At 43.8% G+C, this 23,355-nt stretch carries 21 protein-coding genes; 4 read left to right on the plus strand and 17 right to left on the minus strand.

From position 1 onward, the window contains the following. Positions 1-9: 9 nt before the first annotated feature. From AC5JPO_RS00275 to queC, 9 genes are all read right to left on the minus strand, one after another. A complete protein-coding gene (locus AC5JPO_RS00275; RefSeq protein WP_493852114.1) occupies positions 10-939 on the minus strand; it encodes a glutaminase in 930 nt (309 codons plus the stop codon). 224 nt (positions 940-1,163) lie between these two features. Next, positions 1,164-2,231: a DUF475 domain-containing protein gene (locus AC5JPO_RS00280; RefSeq protein WP_493852113.1), complete on the minus strand. Its 1,068-nt coding sequence runs from the start codon at positions 2,229-2,231 to the stop codon at positions 1,164-1,166. A gap of 222 nt (positions 2,232-2,453) precedes the next feature. Continuing rightward, complete coding sequence (locus tag AC5JPO_RS00285; protein WP_493852112.1) at positions 2,454-3,029, minus strand: TerD family protein; 576 nt, start codon at positions 3,027-3,029, stop codon at positions 2,454-2,456. Positions 3,030-3,262: 233 nt separating this feature from the next. After that, entirely contained in the window at positions 3,263-5,569 is a 2,307-nt protein-coding gene (rlmKL, locus tag AC5JPO_RS00290) for a bifunctional 23S rRNA (guanine(2069)-N(7))-methyltransferase RlmK/23S rRNA (guanine(2445)-N(2))-methyltransferase RlmL (RefSeq protein ID WP_493852111.1), read from the minus strand. Between the two features lie 299 nt (positions 5,570-5,868). Next, positions 5,869-7,032: a mechanosensitive ion channel family protein gene (locus AC5JPO_RS00295; RefSeq protein ID WP_493852110.1), complete on the minus strand. Its 1,164-nt coding sequence runs from the start codon at positions 7,030-7,032 to the stop codon at positions 5,869-5,871. Between the two features lie 159 nt (positions 7,033-7,191). Further along, the gene (locus AC5JPO_RS00300; RefSeq protein WP_319050545.1) at positions 7,192-8,679 is read right to left on the minus strand and encodes a dihydrolipoyl dehydrogenase; all 1,488 of its coding nucleotides are present in this window, start codon (positions 8,677-8,679) and stop codon (positions 7,192-7,194) included. Between the two features lie 139 nt (positions 8,680-8,818). Continuing rightward, on the minus strand, positions 8,819-9,316 hold the full coding sequence (locus AC5JPO_RS00305) for a peroxiredoxin (protein WP_319050544.1): 498 nt from the start codon (positions 9,314-9,316) through the stop codon (positions 8,819-8,821). Positions 9,317-9,491: 175 nt separating this feature from the next. Further along, complete coding sequence (locus AC5JPO_RS00310) at positions 9,492-9,821, minus strand: hypothetical protein (protein WP_319050543.1); 330 nt, start codon at positions 9,819-9,821, stop codon at positions 9,492-9,494. 230 nt (positions 9,822-10,051) lie between these two features. After that, a complete protein-coding gene (gene queC / locus AC5JPO_RS00315) occupies positions 10,052-10,771 on the minus strand; it encodes a 7-cyano-7-deazaguanine synthase QueC (RefSeq protein WP_319050665.1) in 720 nt (239 codons plus the stop codon). A gap of 342 nt (positions 10,772-11,113) precedes the next feature. Here queC and ttcA point away from each other — a divergent pair, with 342 nt between their 5' ends. Next, the gene (gene ttcA / locus AC5JPO_RS00320; RefSeq protein ID WP_493852109.1) at positions 11,114-12,292 is read left to right on the plus strand and encodes a tRNA 2-thiocytidine(32) synthetase TtcA; all 1,179 of its coding nucleotides are present in this window, start codon (positions 11,114-11,116) and stop codon (positions 12,290-12,292) included. Between the two features lie 108 nt (positions 12,293-12,400). Here ttcA and AC5JPO_RS00325 read toward each other — a convergent pair whose 3' ends face one another. The 7 genes from AC5JPO_RS00325 to ccoN form a co-directional block, all read right to left on the minus strand. After that, positions 12,401-12,982 carry a FixH family protein gene (locus AC5JPO_RS00325; protein WP_319050541.1) on the minus strand — a complete coding sequence of 194 codons (582 nt, stop codon included), beginning with the start codon at positions 12,980-12,982 and terminating at the stop codon, positions 12,401-12,403. Positions 12,983-13,160: 178 nt separating this feature from the next. Next, positions 13,161-14,573 carry a cytochrome c oxidase accessory protein CcoG gene (ccoG, locus tag AC5JPO_RS00330; RefSeq protein WP_493852983.1) on the minus strand — a complete coding sequence of 471 codons (1,413 nt, stop codon included), beginning with the start codon at positions 14,571-14,573 and terminating at the stop codon, positions 13,161-13,163. Positions 14,574-14,802: 229 nt separating this feature from the next. Beyond that, positions 14,803-14,853 (minus strand): type I addiction module toxin, Fst family, encoded by a 51-nt coding sequence (locus tag AC5JPO_RS00335; protein ID WP_493853999.1) that lies wholly within the window; start codon positions 14,851-14,853, stop codon positions 14,803-14,805. A gap of 159 nt (positions 14,854-15,012) precedes the next feature. Continuing rightward, complete coding sequence (ccoP, locus tag AC5JPO_RS00340) at positions 15,013-16,158, minus strand: cytochrome-c oxidase, cbb3-type subunit III (RefSeq protein WP_493852984.1); 1,146 nt, start codon at positions 16,156-16,158, stop codon at positions 15,013-15,015. Then, on the minus strand, positions 16,155-16,337 hold the full coding sequence (locus AC5JPO_RS00345; protein ID WP_194197257.1) for a cbb3-type cytochrome oxidase subunit 3: 183 nt from the start codon (positions 16,335-16,337) through the stop codon (positions 16,155-16,157). Before AC5JPO_RS00345 ends, ccoP begins: the two co-directional genes overlap by 4 nt. Further along, complete coding sequence (ccoO, locus tag AC5JPO_RS00350; protein WP_201601089.1) at positions 16,337-16,975, minus strand: cytochrome-c oxidase, cbb3-type subunit II; 639 nt, start codon at positions 16,973-16,975, stop codon at positions 16,337-16,339. The genes AC5JPO_RS00345 and ccoO overlap by 1 nt, the downstream gene beginning before the upstream one ends. Before the next feature lie 9 nt (positions 16,976-16,984). Beyond that, positions 16,985-18,466: a cytochrome-c oxidase, cbb3-type subunit I gene (gene ccoN, locus AC5JPO_RS00355; RefSeq protein ID WP_493852985.1), complete on the minus strand. Its 1,482-nt coding sequence runs from the start codon at positions 18,464-18,466 to the stop codon at positions 16,985-16,987. Between the two features lie 854 nt (positions 18,467-19,320). Here ccoN and AC5JPO_RS00360 point away from each other — a divergent pair. Next, on the plus strand, positions 19,321-19,710 hold the full coding sequence (locus AC5JPO_RS00360; RefSeq protein ID WP_493852986.1) for an SCP2 sterol-binding domain-containing protein: 390 nt from the start codon (positions 19,321-19,323) through the stop codon (positions 19,708-19,710). 140 nt (positions 19,711-19,850) lie between these two features. Here the strand turns inward: AC5JPO_RS00360 and AC5JPO_RS00365 are convergent, their stop codons facing one another. Then, entirely contained in the window at positions 19,851-20,825 is a 975-nt protein-coding gene (locus AC5JPO_RS00365; protein WP_319050536.1) for a hypothetical protein, read from the minus strand. A gap of 444 nt (positions 20,826-21,269) precedes the next feature. Between AC5JPO_RS00365 and AC5JPO_RS00370 the strand changes: the two genes are divergently transcribed. Together AC5JPO_RS00370 and lolD are read left to right on the plus strand one after the other, a co-directional pair. Next, a complete protein-coding gene (locus tag AC5JPO_RS00370; protein WP_319050535.1) occupies positions 21,270-22,505 on the plus strand; it encodes a lipoprotein-releasing ABC transporter permease subunit in 1,236 nt (411 codons plus the stop codon). Between the two features lie 44 nt (positions 22,506-22,549). Continuing rightward, a complete protein-coding gene (gene lolD, locus AC5JPO_RS00375; protein ID WP_493842893.1) occupies positions 22,550-23,230 on the plus strand; it encodes a lipoprotein-releasing ABC transporter ATP-binding protein LolD in 681 nt (226 codons plus the stop codon). The last annotated feature ends 125 nt before the right edge of the window (positions 23,231-23,355 follow it).

Below are 23,355 nucleotides of genomic sequence, written 5' to 3' on the forward strand. Positions count from 1 at the left end.
ATGTCGTGCTTATTCTGCAAAAACTGACCAACCAGTTTCCTGCACAAAACGCTCTAGCGCTTTTAACCCAAGTTTAGAGTTGCCTATATGATCAAGCCCTGGCGACCATACCGCGATAGAGCCTTTACCGGGCGCTATGGTCAAAATACCGCCACCAACCCCGCTTTTACCAGGTAAGCCCACACGGTAAGCAAACTCTCCAGAACCATCATAATGACCACACATCATCATTAGTGAGTTGATACGCCGTGCTCGGTGTTCATTGATCACACGTACTCCTGAGTGCTTATCAACCCCATTAGAGACTAAGTACAGACCGGCACTGGCTAACTGTTGGCAATTCATGGCAATCGAGCATTGATGAAAATAGGTACCTAATACATTGTCCACCTCATGTTTTAGACGACCAAAGGATTTCATAAAATGTGCCAAAGAGGCGTTTCGGTCTTTGTGCGCCATCTCAGACGCCGCTACTTTATGATCAAAGCGAATGGACTCGTCATCTGCAATGAGGTGAACAAATTGAAGAATCTCACCCAATGTCTCTTTAGGTTTGTGACCCATCATAATAGCATCCACCACCGCGATAGCGCCGGCATTGATAAACGGATTGCGCGGTCGACCAGTCTCATGCTCGAGCATCACAATCGAGTTAAAGGGGTCGCCAGATGGCTCACGGCCAACGTGTGTCCACAGCCCATCACCTAACTTGCCAAGACCAATGGTCAGGGTAAATACCTTAGAGATACTTTGGATTGAGAAAAGTGTACTGGCATCCCCTGCGGTATAGAGCTGTCCATCGGGGGTTGCGACTGCCATACCAAACTGGTTTGCGTCCACATGTGCCAGCTGAGGTATGTAGTCTGCTACCTTTCCGCGATCGGTTTCAACTGCCATCTCTGCGGCGATATCATCAAGAATTTTCTGTATATCAATCATGAGGTCTTAGTTTTGTCGTATTGTTGAAGGATAAGGCATTTGGTAATGAAGCGGGGTGCCTATAGTTAAGCGCTCATCATACAGAATGACGTACTCGTAGTATACGCATACATGAATAAAGGATGGGGTTATGTCACACTAAAAGTGACGAAAAAAAGCAGGTCATACCTGATGATATGACCTGCCTAAATGCGTAACAGCAGATACAATACTAATAAGCTGTCTTAGTTTAAGCTTGCTCTTTCAGCTTTGCGGTGCTGAAGTGATGCCAGCAGTGCCCAACCAATAAAGGCAATACCAATAAGCCCAGTGATAATCTCCGGAACATGGAACTTGACTGACAACAACATGATGATTGCCAAGGCACCGATAGCGTAGTGTGCACCATGCTCAAGATAGATAAACTCATCAAGCGTGCCTTTATCCACCAAGAAGATTGTCATAGAACGTACGAACATCGCACCAATCGCAAGACCCAGCATGATAACGATAACGTCATTGGTAATGGCGAATGCGCCAATCACACCATCGAAACTGAATGAAGCATCAAGGACTTCTAAGTATAAGAAACCAATGATACCGCCTTTCATAATAGCGCTGGTTGCAGCTGCACCTGATCCATTCTCTTCGTTCTCTAAGTCTTCCTCAAGGTCACCCTCAAGCATACCGGATACGACCTGCACACCAAGATAGACCAAGATACCCCAAACACCAGCGATTAAGACAGCACTTGATTGTTCAGCAGAAGCCCACGATACGGCAACCATCAAGACGATAAGCGCAACAAACACGCTCATGGCATCGACTTTGCCAAGCTTTGCTAAGCGGCTCTCAAGCCAATTAAACCAGTGTACGTCTTTGTCATCAAAAATAAAGTTTAAGAAGACCAGCAACAAGAATATACCACCAAATGCTGAGATTTCAGCATGATGTGCCATCAGTCTGGCTGAGTACTCTTGAGGGTTATTCAATGCCAAATCAATCACTTGCATCATACCAAGGTCAGCAGTAACGGCGACGATGACAATAGGGAATACCAAGCGCATACCGAAGACCGCGATCAAAATACCAACGGTCAAAAATATCTTTTTCCAAAACTCGTCCCAGCCTTTGAGGACTGAGGCGTTGACCACCGCGTTATCGAAAGATAACGAAATTTCCATGACGGCCAAAATAGCGGTAATAGAGAGCGTGGCAATCATGCCACCCATACCACCATGTGAATATCCCCACCATGCTGCGATTGCCAACGCAATTGCGGTAAAGATAAAATCTAAATAAAAATGTCTCATGACACATCCTGTCTGGTTGCGTAAAGCTGGTCTAGTATAGACACAAGCCGCAAAAAAGTGGCTATTGCTAACCACTTTTTATGCATAATTTTAAACGAAACGTAAAGCATTACTAGTCATTTGAGCATTAAAAATTGTGACTATTTGCAACGATGATTGCTCTACGTTTTGGACGTGATATTTAAGACCGATGAGGGTCTAAATGCCAATATAGATACGCCTTTAAATGTCGACACCGTACTGCTGACACATCGCTTGTAGGCCCCCTGAGTAACCTTGACCTACCGCGCGGAATTTCCATTCGCCGTTATGGCGATATACTTCACCAAACACCATTGCCGTCTCAACAGAATAGTCTTCTGCCAGATCAAAACGAACGACTTCAGTGCCCGTTTCTTCATTGACTACGCGGATAAAGGCATTTGCCACCTGACCAAAGTTTTGACTACGAGCAGCCGCGTCATGGATGGTCACAGTCACAACCACTTTGTCTACGTCAGCAGGAACTTGAGTTAAGTTGACTTTGATGACTTCATCATCGCCTTCGCCTTCGCCAGTACGGTTGTCACCAGTGTGCTCGACCGCACCATTGTCAGATTTGAGCTGATTGTAAAAGATAAAGTCATGATCGCCGCGTACTTTGCCAGCACCATTTAGCAAAAACACACTGGCATCAAGATCAAATTCAGCACCAGAGGTGGCGCGCTCATCCCAACCTAGACCAATAAGTAACTTGGTTAAGTTTGGATCCGTCTTTGTGAGTGATAGGTTGCCGCCTTTGTTGAGTGATAAAGCCATAATGTTATCCTTGTTATTTGAAGTACTATGAAATAAAAGGCGATGGTTACGCTATATTTGCGCAAACCCATCGCCTAGTAACGCTCTATCATAACAACAAAAAATGACCCAATCAAAGCCGATTGGGTCATGGTTATATTTCATATACATTGAGCAAAAAACTTACGTTTCAGACAGTTATGTGACTACTGCTCATTGCTCTACTCATATAAAGAACCTTTATATTTAATACATTATAGGCTCTGGCGATGACGAATCTCAAAGCTCTGATGAATAGGCTTTTTGATATTAAAATCAAAGCCAATGGTTTTTTGCGTAATATCGACGATATCGTAGCGCTCTATCAACTGCTTATCTAGCTCAAAGCGCGTGAAGTTATTAGAAAAGTATAAGACGCCATCGGAGGTCAGACGATTCATCGCACGATTGATTAGTGCGGCATGATCGCGTTGCACATCAAAGGTACCTTGGAATTTTTTAGAGTTCGAAAATGTCGGCGGATCAATAAAGATAACGTCGAATTGCTCGGTATTGTCTTTGATCCATTCAAAGATATCAGCCGCGACAAATTGATACTTATTTCGACTAACGTCCAGACCATTCAATACAAAGTTTTGTTTGCCCCAATCTAGGTAGTTCTGTGACAAATCAACACTGGTGACTTTTTTAGCGCCAGCGAGAGCAGCGTGTACACTAGCGGTGCAAGTATAAGCAAATAGATTGAGGACGGCCTTACCGCGACTGTTGTCTTTGATACGTGCGCGCATATTACGGTGATCGATGAACAATCCCGTATCTAAATAATCGGTAAAGTTAACATAGAAATAGGCACCATCTTCACGAGCAACATGAAACTTGCCACGTTTTTCAGTGGTGTTCTGTTTGCTGTACTGATCATTACCTGACTGGCGTGCTCGTGTCTTGATAAAGATTTGTTCGCGGTTAATATCAAACACTTCACGAATACCCATCAGTGCCAAGTTGAAGCGTTTTTTGGCCGTCTCAGGTGGGATGGTTTTTGGCGGTGCATATTCTTGTACGTGGGCGTAGTCGCCATACAAGTCGATAGCTACTTTGAAATCAGGTAAATCAGCATCGTATACGCGAATGTTACTCACGTTGCCTTTCTTAGCCAGCTTTTTGAGCTTACCCAGATTTTTTTGTAGACGATTGATAAAATCCTGTCCTTCTTCCACTTCGATTTCACGCTTCTCGAACTGACTGACAAGATGGCCCGTTTGCCCAGAGATCAGTGTTCCGTAACGGAAATAAACCGTAATCGCACCATTATGGCAGCGCAGGGTACGCGGCTCTTTGATAGGGAGTATGTCTACTTGCTCAACGCGAGACGCTAGGATGCCGAGCATTGGGTCGATACCGCTACCAGCAAAGCTGTCCTGAACAATAAGTCCAATTGCTTGGTATAACGGTTTAATCATTTCCTCATCACCCAGACGCTCACCATAAGGTGGGTTGGTAATGATTAGAGGATTACTCAATCGCCCATCATTCACTAGTGGTTTTAGCGTGCTGCCCAGTTGATCAAGGGCGCGGGTTTCGATATCAAGTAGTGGTAGCAGGTCTTGTAACCCTGCGGCAATGAGGTTTTTTTCGGTGGCGATGATTGCGCCATTGTCGGCATCAAACCCTAGCATCAGTGGCAAGGTATCTGGTTGCTCATTGGCAATGTCTAAGGCATCACGAAAGCGTGTTTGAGCGTCATCGATCATCTCTTGCCATAGCGTCTCATCATGATGCTGCCACTCATAAAATCCAAATTGATTGGCGGCTTTGTCGATACCCACAGCGTAATCGCAGTGCATCAGTAGCGCTTCGATAAGGAACGTTCCAGAGCCACACATAGGATCGATCAAGGCATTGTAGTAAGGCGCATTGCCTGCATCGTTTTTCTTGTGCCAGCCAGCACTATAAAGTAGGGCGGCTGCTAGGTTTTCTTTTAAAGGCGCTTCTGTCATGGCCACACGATAACCACGGCGATGCAAACTGGTGCCTGATAAATCTAGATACAACTCAGCTTGCTTGTCATTGATGGTGGCAAAAATAGAGAAATCTGGGTTTTTGCTGTCGACATTAGGACGGCTGTCGTAAACTTCATTGAAAGTGTCTGCAATAGCATCTTTGACACGTAGCATGGCAAACTGCTGGCTCACCGCGACACGCTTATCGACAGAGAGACGAATCGCAAAGGTTTGCTCTAAGCTAAACTGCTCTGTCCAATTGACCGATTTTGCTAAACCATAGAGCTGCTCTGCGACATCATATTCTGCGTTGATGTTTCGACGTTTGATGAGCATTAATACTCGTGACGCCACACGGGACCATAGGCAAATAGTATACAAGTCACGCAAGTTACCAGTGACGGCGAGACGCCCCGTACTCTTGATGTCGCTCTCAATACCAAAGCTGGTCAGCTCAGTCTGCAGCGGTGCCTCAAGCCCATCGGCACAGGTAATGATAAGATCAAGCATCAACTCTGGTGTAGCGGTTGCTAGAGATGCGGGGGCAGTTTGTTCGGTCATACGGATACCTGTGGGCTAAATTGACAAAAAAGCAAATCATAAGAGGACGGTGTAACCCGCAATTTTACCATAATTCGTAGTGGGATAGTTCAAAATGAGGACGTACCTATAGTCAAAGAAATCTAAAACAGCTACAAGGCAGTCGACCGCAGATTGTACACATAGTACCTCTAGGGAGGATAACACCGTAGCGGTTTAATAGTTCGCTGACTATATATGATCAAACCCATAGAATCTGATCAAACATATAACGTTATGTGTCTATAGACGTTACGTGTCTACTTATCTGTTGCTAAAGGTCACTCTTCTGACACCACTTGGGTAGTAGTGGCAAAAGGTTTGGTCGCGATAGGGTAGTCAACGTCTTTTGGCATGAGCAGGCGCATATGCGGGTAGGGCGTCGAGATTTCAGCGGCATCAAAAGCAACTTTGATCTCTTCTTGCAATACTTCTTTGATTTTGGGTATACGTGCAACCGCTGCTGGTTTTACCCAAAAACGCACAATAAAAAACACGCCATACTCTCCGATTTCGGCTACTGTGGCGGAAGTCTCAGGACGATTGAGCACCGCATCGGTATTGCTGAGCACTTGCAAAATTTCTTTGCGCGCCATCTCGATGTCGTCTTCGAAGGCAATACGCACACGTATATCAAAACGTATGAAATTTTTGGAGGTTAAATTGATTACCTCAGAGGAGGCAACGTTGGAGTTTGGGATAATGACTGTGATATTGTCTCGCGTCAGGATATGGGTTGTGCGTAGAGCAATGAGCACCACGCGCCCTTCATTATCATTGATATGAATCCAGTCGCCAACCTGAAAGGACTGCTCTAGCAAAATCGTAATACCTGCAATAAAGTTGGCAAGGGTTGACTGAGCTGCAAAGCCGACTGCTAAGCCAACAATGCCCAAACCAGCAACCAATGATACGATATCAAAGCCAAATTGTGCCATCACGCTGGCAAGCCCGAGTACCAATATGAGCACTGATAAAATATTTTTGAGCAGCTGCTCTATCGAGGCGTTGAGACCGTAATGCTGCAATACTTTATGAATGATTTGACCTGATGATGCCCAGAGCACGTAGTAAATACCAGCCCAAGTGCTTGCTTTTACTGTGGCTTTGATCGTTTCCGGTTCAAAGTTTATTTGACTCATGATCGCAATCAGGCTCGCCACAATCCACACATAACGCAGGGTTGAGCGAGCGATTTTGGTACGGCGCTCGTTCAGATGAATTTTGGCTCTGCTTTGTCTCAGGATATAATTGGCCAACCAATAAAAAAACCCCAATACTGCAAGCAGTATTAGGATTTTGATGCCAGTACTTGTCAGCTCTACCGCCTGAGAAGACCAATTAAGGGATTCTTCATCTATGGAGCCACCCAGAGCAAGGTAGAGGCTAGTATGCAGGTCACGAATGATCTCTTTGAAAAAGTCGGTAACACTGGCGATCGGCATTGTCTCATCCATGCAGGGTGTGTTTGTACAAATTTTTATATATGAGGTATCTACTAATAAATTACCTCAAGTGGTCAAAGCAATCAAATATATTACTACTGAGCATGACTTATATCTAAAGATGCTGCTCATGACTACATAGGATTGCTTGGTCATCAATTAAAAATTGTCTTCCTGAGTGTCTTGAGACTGATATGGAATTTTCATTTTATCCTGAACATCACGCAGCGCCGTACGTAGTCCCTCTAGTATCGTAGGATGATAAAAAGGCGTGTCTAACAGTTGTTTGATACACAAATCATTGGTAATCGCAGTAGCTAATATATGACCGATATATTCAGCATCAGGACCAACCATGCTAGCACCCAAAATCCTATCGGTTTTTTTGCACCCATAGATATGTAGCAACCCGCAATTGACCCCCATCACTCGGCTACGGCCCTGATTGTCAAAGCTCACGCTACCGATAACAAACTCAAGCTCTGAGTCGTCTTGGATTTCTGGTAATGACATACCGATATTGACGATTTGCGGCGAGCAAAAAACAATAGAAAAAGGCGGGGCAGGTGGACGGATATATGCGTTTTCTGTATTTTCGCAGACCATGTTGCCTGCACTATAGCCTTCGTCACTAGCGACATGTAGCAGCGGAATATTGGCATTGGCATCACCGACAATATAGATATCCAAGTCGCCAATTTGCCCTGTCTTCTTACTTAAGTCTTTTGGACGGTTTTTATCATCAAGCTCAACACCTAAGTTCTCGACTCCGAGCTGTTTGATATTATTGCGGCGACCAGTAGCGACCAGCACATACTCACCTTGCCATCGCTGAGATGTGCCTGCACTGTCCTCATATTCGATAAACGCACTCGTGTTACCGCTATCTGATGTTGTGCCGACATTGTTGATGGTGCTTCCCAAATGCATGGTGAGCTCACTACTCAAGCAGTCGATGGCTTTGTGATTAATATCCTCATCTTTGAGACCAGCTACTTGTTTTACACGGTTTAGGAGCGTGACCTCTACGCCCAAACGCGTGAATGCTTGCGCAAGCTCTAGACCGATAGCGCCAGCACCGATGACGGCCATAGATTTGGGCAAATCTGTCAGCTCAAAAACACTATTAGAGGTGAGCATAGTGTCGCCAAGCATGTCTGCCCAGCCATCAGGAATAAACGGTGAGCTGCCTGTCGCCATAATGATTTGTTCAGCTGAGATGATCTCGTCATTTACCTCGATCAATCCATGCTCATTGATACGAGCACGTCCATCGATTTTTTTGTGATCGGGCCAGCTGTCTACTTGTTTTTTGATGTAGCTGGCAAAATGACTGCGTTCGTCACGCACGCGCTGCATGACCTGCTTGCCGTCAATCGTTGCCGTTGCATGAACACCAAACTCGCTAGAGTTATTGGCATCATGTGCGCGATCAGCCGCCGCAATAAGTAGCTTGCTAGGCATACAACCGACTGCGATACAGGTTGTTGTCCAAAACCCTTCATTGATAATGACGACGTCGTCCTTTATTTTGCTCGCTTGGCGAAATGCATTTTGACCTGCGGTACCAGCGCCGATAACGGCAACAGAAACGTGGCGTGTGATGTTATGTGGTGCATTATCAGTAGTATCAGACGGTTTGTTCATATTATTCTCTAGTAGGAAGGGTTGTAGTAGCAGCGCGTTTTATTATTGGCAAAGACCTTTATGTTTACGCGACTATCATGTTTATGGATAGTGCGTAACTGCTGATTAAATGGCTCAGCTTATAGATTATGGTGCTAATTTATGATGCTAATATAGTCAGTAAGCGACTGGTGTAGTCTTTGGCACGTAGGTTTCGCTGCGCATGAGTCAATTGACTGTCTTTATCAAATACAAATGCAGAGCGCACTAGACCTAGAGTAATCTTGCCATACATATTTTTTTCTTTAATAACTTCAAAATACTGGCAGAGCTGCTCATCAGTGTCACTGATAAGCGGGATTTGTAGATCATACTTGTCGATGAACTTTTCGTGAGACTCGACGCTATCACGAGAGACACCAATGATGTCATAACCTAAATCATCAAATTCGTGGAGATGAGCGGTAAACTCAGTCGCTTGAGTAGTACAGCCAGGGGTGCTGTCTTTTGGATAAAAATAGAGAATAAGACCTTTGTCCGTATTGGCAACCATCTCTTTTAGACTGATTTCATCATGGATGAAGTTACCAGCGAGCTTGCGTACTATTGTTACTGGAAAGTCAGGTAGGTCGATGGTTTCTGTGGTTGGCTTTGCCATTGTAAAATCCTTGTTGGTTTTGATTATATGTTGGTTTTATTTGAGATTTTATTTATCGTGTTCTTATTATAGGCAGATTAATAGAAATAAATAATCAGTTTTACACTTTGCTCATTCATTGCCAACAAAAAAGACTGGCAATGGCCAGTCTTTTGTATATCAAATAAGTAGTCGGTTAAGCAGGTTTCTGTGGCTGCTTCAAATCCAATCCGACCGTACACTGTTGCAAGTCTTTTTGCATGGTTTTTACATAAGGCAAGCCAGAGGGATCCTTTTTGTCTTTTGCGTAGCTTTCGATCTCCCACATCTGACCAATCGTCATATTACTACGCACGCCGATAGTACAATTACACAGTTTAGTAGCATCGTTTTTACTAGCAACTTTATATTTGACTGCGCCATTGACACAAGAGTTGATATTATCTTGCTTGATATCGGTAGCATTGGCTTGTGGCATGGCAAATACGGCAGCCAAGGCTAGGGGTAATACTGGCAATAACTTCATAAATTTCCTCTTACAGGTAGCGTCAGTTTTATAGATTTGGTATTCAGTGCGTCATCAGCTCATCGGTATATGGCTGACTGTAACGATCGATTTCATCTGATGACACAGATAATCGTTCATACCATAGCAATTATATCGATTGAAATACAATGGCGACGTGCTGTGTTAATGCAAGCGAATGTTTCGCTAATGTTGATTGGTAGCGCTGTTTGATCCGCAGTCTGTCGTCTCTATCCTGCTTGATAATGAGTAGGATCAGTGACGCCAGCTTGGCTAAACCCTTGACGACGTAATGCACAGCTGTCACAAACTCCGCAAGCCAGGCCATTTGAATCTGCACGATAACAAGAAATCGTTTGTCCATAATCGACACCCAACGACAGACCAAGCTCAATCGTTTGTGCTTTAGACAGTTGTTGCAGTGGCGTTTGAATAGACAGGCGATGACCGGTAACGCCAGCTTTTGTGGCAAGATTGGCCATGTGCTCAAAGGCTTCTATGTACTCTGGGCGGCAGTCTGGGTAGCCAGAATAATCAACTGAGCTGACCCCAATGACAATATGGTTGGCATCCGTTACTTCTGCAACGGCTAGTGCATAAGACAAAAAGATTGTATTGCGTGCAGGCACATAAGTGTTTGGGATCGCGTCATTGTCAATCTCGTCACGCTTTTTGCTAGGGAACTTATCTGAATCACCATCTGGTACGATCATGCTATGGTCAGTGAGTGACGATCCGCCAAGTTGGGCGATGTCAATATCAATGATTCTATGATTAACACCTGCTGTCTCTGCGATGGTCTTTGCTGCGACAAGCTCGCTGTTGTGACGTTGACCATAATTAAAGCTGACCGCTGTTACAGAGGCATAGCGTGCTTTTGCCCAATACAAACAAGTGACCGAATCAAGACCACCCGATAATAGGACAACAGCGTTTTGGTTTTTGTTAATGGCGTCCAGCTCAGTATCAGAGGATTGAGGGAGAGAAGTATCCTGCAAAGTAACGTTAGTCATAGTGATATCTATTGTTGGTTTACGAAAACGGCTATTTTAGCAAAAATACAGCGACTACAGAACCATGAAGCGACCAATCAGGCGTCATTAAGTAGCCAAGGCGAACGTGGTCAGTATGCTGATAAAAATAAAGTCCAAATGACTGTCCTCTTTTCAATCTGTTAGCAATATTTGTTATAATTGCCGCTTTAAAAGCACCAGCCACCACAGGTCATTCACTGTGCTTTACTGCAAACTGTTTTATCGCAAAACCCTTCTTATAAAGATATTGAGTAACTTATGACTGCAGCAACTTTATTTACGCCAAACATCGCTCCTAGTTTTGATGAGATGTCTGATCATATGTCTAGTGAAACGGGATTTAGTAGCTATGTTCTAGAGGACGATACCGACACAGAGGCTAAAGCGTCTAGCAATGAGGATGTCGTTGCTGAGCAAGCTGCCGATACTCAAGCGCCTACTAAGTCTGCATACTTTCGTAAACTCCAAAAGAAGCTACGCCGTCAAGTGTCATGGGCCATTCGTGATTTTAATATGATCGAAGATGGTGATGTGGTGATGGTCTGCGTCTCAGGCGGTAAAGACAGCTATACCTTACTGGATATTTTATTGTTATTAAAACGCATTGCCCCCATTCATTTTGACATCGTCGCGGTCAATCTGGATCAAAAGCAGCCTGGCTATCCTGAGGATATTTTACCTGCATATCTCAATGAGCAAGGCATTGCCCATTATATTTTAGAAAAAGACACCTACAGTATCGTCAAAAGCGTGGTACCAGAGGGTAAAACTTACTGTTCAGCGTGCTCACGTCTGCGCCGAGGCTCACTATATGGTTTTGCCAAACAAATCGGTGCTACCAAAATTGCGCTTGGACATCATCGCGACGACATGCTTGCGACCTTCTTTTTAAACCTATTCCATGGCGGTGCGCTCAAATCAATGCCACCTAAATTGTTGAGCGATGACAAGCAAAACATGCTGATTCGCCCGCTAGCCTATGTCGAAGAAAAGGACATCATTGAATATGCCAAATTAAAAGAATTTCCGATCATTCCTTGTAATTTGTGTGGCAGTCAGACCAATCTACAACGCGCTATCATTAATGACATGTTACGTGAATGGGATGATGCGCATCCGCAGCGTTTGGCTTCTATCTTTAAGGCCATGCAAAACGTAGCGCCATCGCAATTAGCTGACCGTGAGTTGTTTGACTTTGAAACACTGAGTCTTGATCGTGATAATGATGAGCGTCTGTTTGAGGGTGACAATATTCAGGCAGGGCAGACTGATAGCTTGGCGGATATTGGTTTGCCAGTATCACCAAGAACGCAGACGTTCAATCCAAAGTTCGCCAGCGAGAAGTTACATTCGGTAGCGTCGGACTCAGCGTCAGACAGTACCTCAAAAAGTGAGCGTACCGCCCAAAAAATCCCAACGATTAATCCTATTATTTAACCTTTATAAATAAATACTCATTGAGTAAACCATAAAAAACCAGCCACTGTTATGAGTGGCTGGTTTTTTTGCGTATGGATAGTAGAGCTAGGATATAACTTAATAACATTAACTCTTAGCGAAGACTGGTAATGGGTCAAAGCTAACTGTTGAGCGCGGTAGTTTTGCCACATCTTGCATACGCCAGTCATCCTCACCATCGTTGCTCACTTGCAAATAATACTTGGCTTTTACCACATCAAGATCTACTTGCGCGCTGTATTTATTGTCCTCGATATGCTGTAGTACGACGTCGTGGTCTTTTTTGACATCGGTTGCATGCGAGATAGACAAATCCAGCGTATCAGGATAGGTGAGTGGTGCACCGTTTAGTAGCTTGCCTGACTGCACGCTTTGCTCAGGATAATTAAGATAAAACACAATATCGCCATTATCTGCAAATTGCATTTCGCCATGCAAGTCTAAATCATAAGTGAGCTTATCACGTGATACATCGTGGTAGAGCGTCTTGCCATCCATATACCAGTCATCACGTACCACGCTGTCACGGATTTGGTAAGAATAATAAACAAACCAGATGCACGCGATTACTACCGCAGCTGGCATGCCTATGACAAAGATAACAACCATATAGTTCTTGTACCATGGCTGAGTATCTTGATGCTTAAAGTTCGGTGCTTGATTAGACATAAAATACCTATTCATCAGATACTTATTTATCAGAAATCTATACATCAGATATCTACAAACGGTATCAACGGATAATTTGACGGCTAAGCGCTGCCAGTTCAATAATAGATTCCTCATTCGATAGCTTATAATAGGCTGCATCGCTAACTATCGAATGAAATATATAAAATCCAAAGGTTTACTGCCCTTGGGTGGTAAAGACATTCTGTTTACTGACCTGATACTTACCGTCTTCACTGACCACATTTAGGGTCACTGGCGTTTGACCAAACTCAATCACATCAGGGTCACCATAAATACTAACGGGCATATCAAAGCTTTCGCCTGCTTCTAATGGCACATCATTAAAGCGTAGCTCTAGACTCAGTCCATCTTGCGGTGCTAGCGTGATTTTATAAGCATGCGCATCTTGTGTTTTATTGGTCAGTTTAACGATATAGCTGTTTTCTATCATGCCTTCAGTATTGATCGAGGATAATTGATTGCGGTCACGGCGAATATCAATCTCTAACGGCACGCGATCTGTTAGAGCATATATGACCCCACCACACAGTACCGCTAATAAAGCCAAATAAGCAAACAGTCTGGGGCGAAGTACGCGGCTAGGCTCTTTTTCTGCCAGTTGACGCTCGGTTGTATAACGAATCAGCCCGCGCGGGTAGCCAACCTTATCCATGATCTCATTACACGCATCAATACAGGCTGCGCATTGGATACAGGCGACTTGCAGGCCATCACGAATATCGATACCAGTGGGGCAGACCTGTACGCACATAGTACACTCGATACAGTCACCTAGATGCTCAGGATTTGTGCCTTTTTTGCGGGCACCGCGCGGCTCACCGCGCTCATAGTCATAAGAGACAATCAAGGTATCTTTATCAAACATCACGCTCTGAAAACGCCCATAAGGACAAATCTGTACACACATCTGCTCACGCATATAGCCTGCATTGGCATAAGTGGCAAAGGTAAAGATAAACATCGATACCCATACCCATGTAGGCCAATCAGGTATAGGAATCAGTCCTACTGTCTGCCAGCTATGATACAGAGAGTCTGTGCCCGCCACATAACTGACGAAAGTCGCCGCTGTGATAACTGAAAGCAAAAGCCAAATCGAATAGACCACCGTACGTTTGAAGATTTTACTCGCACTCAGGGGTGCCTTGTCAAATTTCATGCGTTTATTGCGATCACCAATGACCCATTTTTCAACATACTGATACAGATGTGTCCAAATCGTTTGCGGACAAGCATAACCACACCAAACACGGCCTGCATAGACAGTCACCATAAACAAAGTGAACGCGGCAATGATGGCAAATGCGGCAATAAAATAAAAATCTTGAGTCAAAAAAGTCATGCCAAAAATATAGTAGTGCTGTGAGGGCACATCGAACCATATTGCTTGTCTACCATTATAGCGCAGCCACGGCAAAAGTAAAAAAGCGGCTAAGAGCGCATACATCGTGATGACACGAATGTTTTGATAAAAACCTGTGACAAACCTCGGGTGGACACGATGCTTGGTCGCATCAAGATCAATCTGTTGGACAGGGATTTTATTGGGTGGTTGTTGTGCTGACATAAACGTGCCTCTTTAAAAAAAGAATCAGTCTGCTGGCATGATGAACAAATACCTCTAGCGTTGAAGTATATGAGTGTACGATGTTATCAATGTCAGTAAATAGAGGGTAGAGAACTGGACAAATACCAGTCTCATCCACTTACCAAATAGTCGATTATAGAGATCAAATTAGTAGGAACTAAGTTAGGACTTTATAGCGTCATACTTAACAGGCTATTTTGAACGACAGCTATTCTAACATTATCCCTACTAATAATGGGGTTATAATCGTCAAAAGCAATTACTATATCGTGATAATGTTTACTATCTATGACTGATTATCATAGTCATTCTGAATTCATAGTCATTTTGAATAAAATTCTGCAAAAATATATAAAAAGGGAGAACTGTAATGACAGTTCTCCCTTCATCAAATCTCGTCCATGTACAGTATCTGTACTTAGTTAGCAGTTGCTTCTTCAGTTGCTACAGGCTGAGTCGCTACTGCAGTAACCATTGATCCCTCAGGTGATTTACCAGTCTTGTCTGATAGTGAGTAGATGTAAGCAGCAAGAAGCATAATACGCTCATTACCTAGCTTAGTATCCCACTTAGGCATCACACCAGCACGACCATAACGTAGCGTCTCACGAATAGTCTCGCGGTCACCACCATATAACCAAATATTATCAGTCAAATTCGGTGCACCCGCTGAAATCATACCTTTACCATCTGGTCCATGACAAAGAACACAGTTGGTAGGCTCGTTGAAAATAACCTTACCTTGAGCCACTTTCGTTTGATCAAGTTCATAGTCATTTTGGTTGCCTGACATCGCTAAGACATATTCGGCAACAGCACGTATGCCATCTTCACCAAGCTGATCACGCCATGCTGCCATACCACCGACACGCCCGTTATGTAACGTCGTTAGGATATTGCTGGCTTCACCACCATATAACCAATCATTGTCGGTCAGGTTAGGATAGCCTGTGGCACCCTTGGCGTTTGAGCCGTGACATACTGCACAGTTCTGTAAGAACAAACGGCTACCGACTTTCAATGCATTTGGGTTTTCAGACAGTTTTTCGACATAGGGGGCAAGTTCTGCCACTTTACCATCGATTTGGGTCTGTAAGTCTGCTGGTGGGTTGTCACTACGACGCATGGTCGCTTGCAACTCATTCAGTGTCCCTAGCGTCGCGGTTGCGCCCGCTGCATCGGCTTTGACCAAAATATTCTTTTCAAAGTTATCTGTAAATACTTTGTTGTTGCTTTCAAGCTCACTAAATAGCTCGTTCTTAGAGGTCCAAGGCACTGTTTCGCCATCGACTTCTACGGTTGCGATACCTTCCCAGTGTTTAGGAAACATGGCTGGGAAAAATACCCAATAAGCAACGCCCCAAATGATTGAACCAAAAAAGATTACCAACCACCATTTAGGGAGTGCTTTGTCGTATTCTCGGATGCCATCATACTCATGACCAGTCGTACCGTCGTCTTCTAGGCTCGGTTTGTATTTGATAACAAACAACAAGACACCAAGAATAAAAGCCCAGCAGCCGATACTGATTAGCGTGATCCAAGAACTCCAAAAAAATGTCATCGTTTATCCTTATTGCGCTGCTCTTCAGACAAGGATTTAATATCCTCGTCATCAAGCGCAAGTTGTGCATCTTCTTCGAAGCGTTTTTTGTTTTTTGGCGAATACGCCCACCATGCAACGCCTACGAAGGCAATAAAGGCAGAAACGGTCGCAATTGTTTGTAATTCACCAATACCCATTAGCGCTGTCCTTCCATTGCGGTACCTAACTGCTGTAGATAGGCAACCAAAGCGTCAAGCTCAGTGGCACCAAGTACAGCATCTGGAGCACCTTCGATGTCTTCTTCAGTGTAAGGAACACCAAAACGATCGCGGAATAGACGCATTTTAGCTTGAATGTCTTCACCATCTACTTCATTTTCAGCAAGCCAAGGGAATCCAGGCATCACTGATTCAGGCACTAGCGAACGTGGCGCAATCAAATGCTGCTTTTGCCAGTCTTCAGAATAACGACCACCTACACGTGCTAAATCTGGTCCAGTACGTTTCGATCCCCATAAGAATGGGTGATCCCACGTTGACTCAGCGGCACGCGAATACGGTCCATAGCGTTCGACTTCTGCACGTAGTGGACGAACCATTTGCGTATGACAAACGTGACATCCTTCACGGATATAAATATCACGACCTTCGAATTCAAGCGCTGTCCAAGGCTCCATAGCAGGTAGGGGAGCATTCACCCCACCTTCCTCAGGGCCTTTGTTATCATAAATCAATGGTACGATTTCAACCAGCGTTGCAAAACTAATAGCAATCACGATACCAATGACTAACAAGCCTGTATTTTTTTCAATAATTTCATGCGGTGTACCAGCCATGATCGCTCCTTATACGTTAGCTGTCGAAGGTTTTTCGACACTAGGTTCATGATCCGTTGGATCAGCGACATCTACAGGCTTACCTTCTGGCATCTTGAGTGTTTTATAGCAGTTATAAGCCATAACAAACATACCCGATACATACAAGAAGCCACCAAAAGCACGACCGATATATGGGAAATGCGAGAATTCAACAGTATCAACGAAGCTATATACCAAAGTACCGTCTGGGTTCGTAGCAAGCCACATCATGCCTTGACCAATACCTGAGATCCACATAGATACGATATAGAAAATCGTTCCTGCAGTCGCCAGCCAAAAATGCGTGGTGATCAAGCTAATAGAGTACATCTTTGGTTTGTTATAAATACGTGGTAACAATACGTATAGCGAACCAATAGTAATCATACCAACCCAGCCAAGTGCACCTGAGTGTACGTGACCAATTGTCCAGTCCGTGTTGTGCGATAGCGCATTGACTGTCTTAATAGACATCATTGGGCCTTCGAACGTCGACATTGCGTAGAACGACAATGCCACAATCATAAAGCGGATGATCGGATCGGTGCGCAACTTATCCCAACTGCCTGATAACGTGAGTACACCATTAATCATACCACCCCAAGATGGCGCGAATAGAATGATAGAGAATACCATTGCCAATGACTGCGTCCAATCAGGAAGCGCTGAATAATGCAAATGGTGACCACCGGCCCACATATATGAAGCAATCAATGCCCAAAAGTGAACGATAGACAAACGATAAGAATAGATAGGACGACCAATCTGTACAGGAACGAAATAATACATCATTCCAAGGAAGGCTGCCGTTAAGTAAAAACCTACCGCATTATGCCCGTACCACCACTGCACCATCGCATCAGTTGCACCGCCAAATAGCGAATAAGATTTGAACGCGCTAACTGGAATCGCCATGCTGTTTACGATGTGTAGTAATGCAATCGTAATGATGAAAGCGGCAAAGAACCAGTTAGCCACATAGATATGTGAGGTTTTACGTTTGATGAGCGTACCAAAAAATACAATGGCATAAGAGATCCATACCAAGGCAATTAAGATATCAATAGGCCACTCAAGCTCAGCGTATTCTTTAGTCGAGGTCAAACCTAGAGGAAGGGTAATAACGGCGGATACGATAACCGCTTGCCAACCCCAAAAGGTAAACCAAGCCAAGTATGGCGCAAATAAGCGCGTTTTACAGGTACGCTGAACGATGTAATATGACGTTGCGAACAGGGCAGAGCCACCGAACGCAAAAATGACCGCATTGGTATGTAGCGGTCTTAAACGACTAAAGGTCAGCCATGGAATGTCAAAGTTGAGTGCTGGCCATGCTAACTGTGAAGCAATGAACACACCAAGACTCATGCCGACGATGCCCCAAACGACAGCCATGATCGTAAAAAATCTTACGACAGTAATTTCATACTCACGGTCAACTGGGGCGACTGCTGTGTTTTGTAAACTCATTGGATGATTCCTTTACAGCCCGAATTATCAACAGAATTAACCAACAGTCCGCGCTATAGGTATTATAAAAACTGACAAACTATAATAGCTGCGGTACATACTGTTCTTTGCCGCGCTTATCATCATAATCTCATTAACTATCAATATGGGCTGGTGTTTTATATCAGTAGGTACTGATGGATAAAAAGAGGCGCTTTGTGCACCTTGTTTACAGCCAATCGATAGTAGGATTGTTAATAGATTATCGAGATAAATAAGAAGACGCGCCGTTTTTGAGCATCAAACATCTTGTAAGGCTAAATATATATCTTAATTATTACGAAAAAATCGGTACTAATGAAGATAGATACCCATACTATAGGGCTATAAAAACGCACTGACCATAGATGTATGCTAGCGGCGGCTGACAAAAAATATTTTTATGTAATGTTAGGTTAAAACTCCCGACTCTGTTTAAGGGTATTGTAACGCAATCCTAATCAAATATCATCAGAACTATGCGCCAAAATACAAACTCTTTGGTATAAAAATTCGCAAGCAACTTATTATTATTGCGCTATTTGCCTATTTTATACTCAATTTTATCACGATTCTAGATGTGTATCTGTGTCAAACCGAGACAAACTTCATTAGAGGTAAATACGCGCTTCTAAAATAATTTTGTAACAATGGGCTTACAAGCGATACAAATAGGTTTTACTTATTATCAAATCGCCCCTTATAATGAGCCTGAACATCAGTGATAGCGATGTCTTATAGGTCTATCAATAACAATCATTTCAATAAATTGATAATGAGGTCAATACGCTAAATAGTAGTATTAACCCAACAAAATACCAATTAAGGATAATAACATGGCAGTTTTTTTGACAGATGAATGGTTTGAGCAAGTAGAGAAGATGGGTAGTGAAGCGGGTGAGTTAAACTTGCCACCAGCACTGGCTAATATGATCGTCAACCTAAAAGTATCTGATACGGAAAAAGATATCGAAGCCAATTTTGCTAATGGCCTATTGCATCGCGGTTTGAATAGCGATGCGACCACGACATTGCTATTGGATCGCAGCATTCTACAATCCATCATCACTGATTTTGACACCAACCAAATCATGGGTGCCTTTATGAGTGGCAAAATTCGTGTTGAAGGTGATATGTCACAGTTGATGGCAGTACAAACTGCTCGCCCAAGTGCAGAGCAAAAAGAGCTATATACTCGTATCAAATCAATGACGACAATGACTTAATCACGTATTTGTACGACTTTTAATCTAGAGTTTTGAATGGTGAAGGTCGATAAGATACAAAAAAGCCCCTAATACTAGTTAGGGGCTTTTGTTTGTGTGAAGACGAGTCATAGCACATAATACAGTCAGCTATCCAGTAACTAGCTGGCTTTTGATGGCTGTTTTGCGCTTTGCTGATTTTCTTTATATATCGCTGCTTGTAACCACACATTGGCTTGTACATAGTCGTGTACTTTGATACTGGCGGTCTCTGGTGTGTTTAGAGCACCGATACGCACCACAAACGGATCTGCATCCTGCTCACGTAGCGTCACCACATCAAACAAAATAATGGATTTACCATTAAATTCAGTCTCTTGTTTACCAAGGACTTGACCTTGACACCAAGCTTCGTCTTCTTGTCCTAAGGTATCGCCAAACAAGTAAGCGCACATATGACCTAGATTTATTTCGACAGGCGCCATTTGTTCTTTGGTTTCAGGTTTCCACTCACTGATTTGCGCTTGTAAGTCATCTGGAATTTTTCCGTCATTTGCTGCAACGATATCGTTAAAGGCACGGTGATAGCGGATAGATTCTTGATCTTCTACCATGATTACCTCATTTTGTTCGCTTAGCTTAATCTCATGTGCCCATGCGCTAAAATTCACAAAATAAGAGGTATCGCGCTGATACAGATGGCGGTTGGTCGTATAGAGCTGATCAAATGCATAAATGATACTGCCATCAGCAGTACGCAGGCGTAACACTGCATCGTGCGAGTTGTCATTGGCGATGACGCGCTCGATTTTGCAGTCAAGACCGTAAGGGCTATCGACGCAAGGATATGCATTGATAAAGCGCTCAGGCTTGCCATCTTTCATCGCTAGCACTTGATTAATATGACAAGGCTGATCTTCTGATAACAACAAACAGCTGTCTTTTGCACTGACATTGTTGTTCAGGCCTTTGGGCATGGCGGCGACTTCAATCATTTTTTGTAGCCACTCTGGCACATCTTGACTCATGTCATCGGTCAAAATACGCCAGTGATCACCGTGACCTGCAGACTGCTCGTCGGTCAACGTGATCTTGGTAGGAGATTGAATGTTTTTATATTGATAATTTATAGTCATGAAAATACTCAAAATTAAGTCAGCGTGAGGTTTGTATCTAATACTGCTGTTACTTACACACCATTCAGTATTTCAAATTACTGGTTTATGATGTCAGCGATATGATCAGCAAAGCATGAACAAATCACAATGTGGGGTTAACGACAATTGTCTTTAGCATATAATATATAGGTATGGACCCAGCTAATAGCAAGACCCTCTCTCAAAAATAATAACAGAAACCAGTTTTTTGGTAAAAAATCCTCTCAGTACTTGCTAATGACTGGCACATATCAGCCAAATTGTGTCAAACTAGCTCCCTTTTGACGGCTGTCTTTGGCTCGTCTGAAACCCTGTTTTTGTGTTCGATTTATATGTGAGCAGTAGCAAATGTCTGATGCATTGACTGCTGCTCATTATCCAACCTATATAAAGTCGCACGTAGATAAGATAAAGAGTTTGAATATGTTTCGTCCTTTAGCGTTATTTATCGGCTTACGATACACCCGAGCAGAGCGCAGTAATGGCTTTATCTCCTTTATATCACTCATCTCAATGATCGGTTTGACGCTTGGGGTTGCCGTATTGATTACGGTGCTATCAGTCATGAATGGGTTTGATCGCGAGCTAAAAACCCGTATTTTGGGTATGGTGCCGCAGGCCACGGTGGTATCTACTGAGATCATCGGCGATTGGGAACAATTGGCGGATAAAATAAAAGAAGACCCAGAAGTGGCGGCGGTGGCACCCTTTATCCAATTACAGGGCATGCTGACATCTAACGGTCAAGTCGCAGGCATCATGGTGACTGGCGTAGAGCCTGAATACGAAAAAGATGTCTCCATCATTAATGAGCATATGATCGAAGGCAGTATTGATACCTTGCAAAGCGGTGACTTTAGTATCGTATTAGGCGAGGAGATGGTTCAGTCTTTGGGCTTGCAGATAGGGGATAAGGTGACTCTAGTACTGCCAGAGGCCTCACCGTCACCCGCAGGCGTAATACCGAGATTTAAGCGCTTCACCTTGACAGGCATCTTCACTATTAGCCCAGAAGTCGATAGTCTCATGGCATTTATCCCGATGGGTGATGCCGCCAAACTATTACGTCTGCCTGAGGGTGCGCAGGGCGTACGTATGAAACTGGACGACATCTTTACAGCGCCAGCTGCAGCAGAGAAAGCCGCTGCTATTGCTCCTCAGCAACTGTATCCTAACGACTGGACACAGACGCACGGCAATCTATTTGGGGCGATTCAAATGGAAAAAGCCATGGTCGGTTTGCTGCTGTTTTTGATCATCTTAGTGGCCGCTTTCAATATTGTCTCAAGTCTTGTGATGCTCGTTACTGATAAAAAAGCCGATATTGCGATCTTGAAAACCTTTGGCGCATCACCTCGACTGATTACCCAAGTGTTCATGGTTCAAGGTGTGGTTATCGGTGTGATCGGTACGGTTGCTGGTACGATATTGGGTGTGATATTTGCACTGACTGTCAGTGATATTTTGGGCTTTATCAATCAAGTCTTTAATCTAAATCTGTTTGATGCGTATTTTGTGAATTACTTGCCTTCACAGCTGCGTTTGCTTGATGTGTTATTGATTACAGGGGCGTCGTTTGTACTGAGCTTTTTGGCGACTATTTATCCAGCACGTCGCGCAGCCAAGATTCAGCCAGCTCAAACGCTACGCTACGAATAGCCTAAACGCACAAATATCAAAATAAATAAAATAAAGGAAGCGCTATGTCTGCCATTTTGAAGGCGACCAATATCAACAAGATATATGATGAGGGTGCAGTCAGTACACAAGTATTGACGGGTCTCGATCTAACGGTTCATGCTGGTGAGCGCATCGCTATCGTTGGTACCAGTGGCTCAGGAAAAAGTACCTTACTGCATTTACTTGGTGGTCTCGATACACCAACCAGCGGTGAAGTATGGCTACATGGTCAGCTACTAAATAGCATGAATGAGACTGAACGCGGTGCCATGCGCAACAAGCATTTGGGGTTTATTTACCAGTTTCATCATTTGTTGGCAGAGTTTACCGCTGTTGAAAACGTTGCGATGCCGCTGCTCATGCGTCCAGAAGTCTCAACGACCCAGGCACGCACCCAAGCGATTGAGATTTTGGAGAATGTCGGTCTTGAGCATCGACTGATGCACAGACCAGGTGAGCTTTCAGGCGGTGAGCGTCAACGTGTGGCGATTGCGCGTGCGCTAGTGACCAAGCCCTCGCTTATCTTGGCAGATGAGCCAACTGGTAACTTGGACTACGACAATGCGCAAAGCGTCTTTGGACTGTTGTCAGAGCTACAGAGCACGATGCAAACGGCATTATTGATGGTCACACATGATCGTAATCTAGCGGCGCTTGCTGACCGTCAATTGTTACTGCGCAATGGTCATTGGGAGCAGTATTAACCCTCCATATGACGAGAATTTCAGATTGACATAAGTATTGTCTATTGGCGCTAATAAGGGCTATTCTAGCGAAATGTATTGTTGTATTATCGAGTAGATATTTAATAGCAAGAGATACTGAGGCG

It is taken from the genome of Psychrobacter sp. H25, from assembly GCF_059076335.1.

Bases quoted from the DNA above. Each gene is read 5' to 3' on its own strand.
- ttcA (WP_493852109.1), top strand. From the start codon at position 11,114: ATGACTGCAGCAACTTTATTTACGCCAAACATCGCTCCTAGTTTTGAT.
- ccoO (WP_201601089.1), bottom strand. From the start codon at position 16,975: ATGGCTGGTACACCGCATGAAATTATTGAAAAAAATACAGGCTTGTTA.
- AC5JPO_RS00285 (WP_493852112.1), bottom strand. From the start codon at position 3,029: ATGGCTTTATCACTCAACAAAGGCGGCAACCTATCACTCACAAAGACG.
- ccoP (WP_493852984.1), bottom strand. From the start codon at position 16,158: ATGACATTTTTTTGGAGTTCTTGGATCACGCTAATCAGTATCGGCTGC.
- AC5JPO_RS00275 (WP_493852114.1), bottom strand. From the start codon at position 939: ATGATTGATATACAGAAAATTCTTGATGATATCGCCGCAGAGATGGCA.
- AC5JPO_RS00295 (WP_493852110.1), bottom strand. From the start codon at position 7,032: ATGCCGATCGCCAGTGTTACCGACTTTTTCAAAGAGATCATTCGTGAC.
- AC5JPO_RS00365 (WP_319050536.1), bottom strand. From the start codon at position 20,825: ATGACTATAAATTATCAATATAAAAACATTCAATCTCCTACCAAGATC.
- AC5JPO_RS00345 (WP_194197257.1), bottom strand. From the start codon at position 16,337: ATGGGTATTGGTGAATTACAAACAATTGCGACCGTTTCTGCCTTTATT.
- AC5JPO_RS00325 (WP_319050541.1), bottom strand. From the start codon at position 12,982: ATGTCTAATCAAGCACCGAACTTTAAGCATCAAGATACTCAGCCATGG.
- lolD (WP_493842893.1), top strand. From the start codon at position 22,550: ATGTCTGCCATTTTGAAGGCGACCAATATCAACAAGATATATGATGAG.
- AC5JPO_RS00305 (WP_319050544.1), bottom strand. From the start codon at position 9,316: ATGGCAAAGCCAACCACAGAAACCATCGACCTACCTGACTTTCCAGTA.
- ccoN (WP_493852985.1), bottom strand. From the start codon at position 18,466: ATGAGTTTACAAAACACAGCAGTCGCCCCAGTTGACCGTGAGTATGAA.
- AC5JPO_RS00280 (WP_493852113.1), bottom strand. From the start codon at position 2,231: ATGAGACATTTTTATTTAGATTTTATCTTTACCGCAATTGCGTTGGCA.
- AC5JPO_RS00360 (WP_493852986.1), top strand. From the start codon at position 19,321: ATGGCAGTTTTTTTGACAGATGAATGGTTTGAGCAAGTAGAGAAGATG.
- AC5JPO_RS00310 (WP_319050543.1), bottom strand. From the start codon at position 9,821: ATGAAGTTATTGCCAGTATTACCCCTAGCCTTGGCTGCCGTATTTGCC.
- AC5JPO_RS00370 (WP_319050535.1), top strand. From the start codon at position 21,270: ATGTTTCGTCCTTTAGCGTTATTTATCGGCTTACGATACACCCGAGCA.
- ccoG (WP_493852983.1), bottom strand. From the start codon at position 14,573: ATGTCAGCACAACAACCACCCAATAAAATCCCTGTCCAACAGATTGAT.
- AC5JPO_RS00300 (WP_319050545.1), bottom strand. From the start codon at position 8,679: ATGAACAAACCGTCTGATACTACTGATAATGCACCACATAACATCACA.
- rlmKL (WP_493852111.1), bottom strand. From the start codon at position 5,569: ATGACCGAACAAACTGCCCCCGCATCTCTAGCAACCGCTACACCAGAG.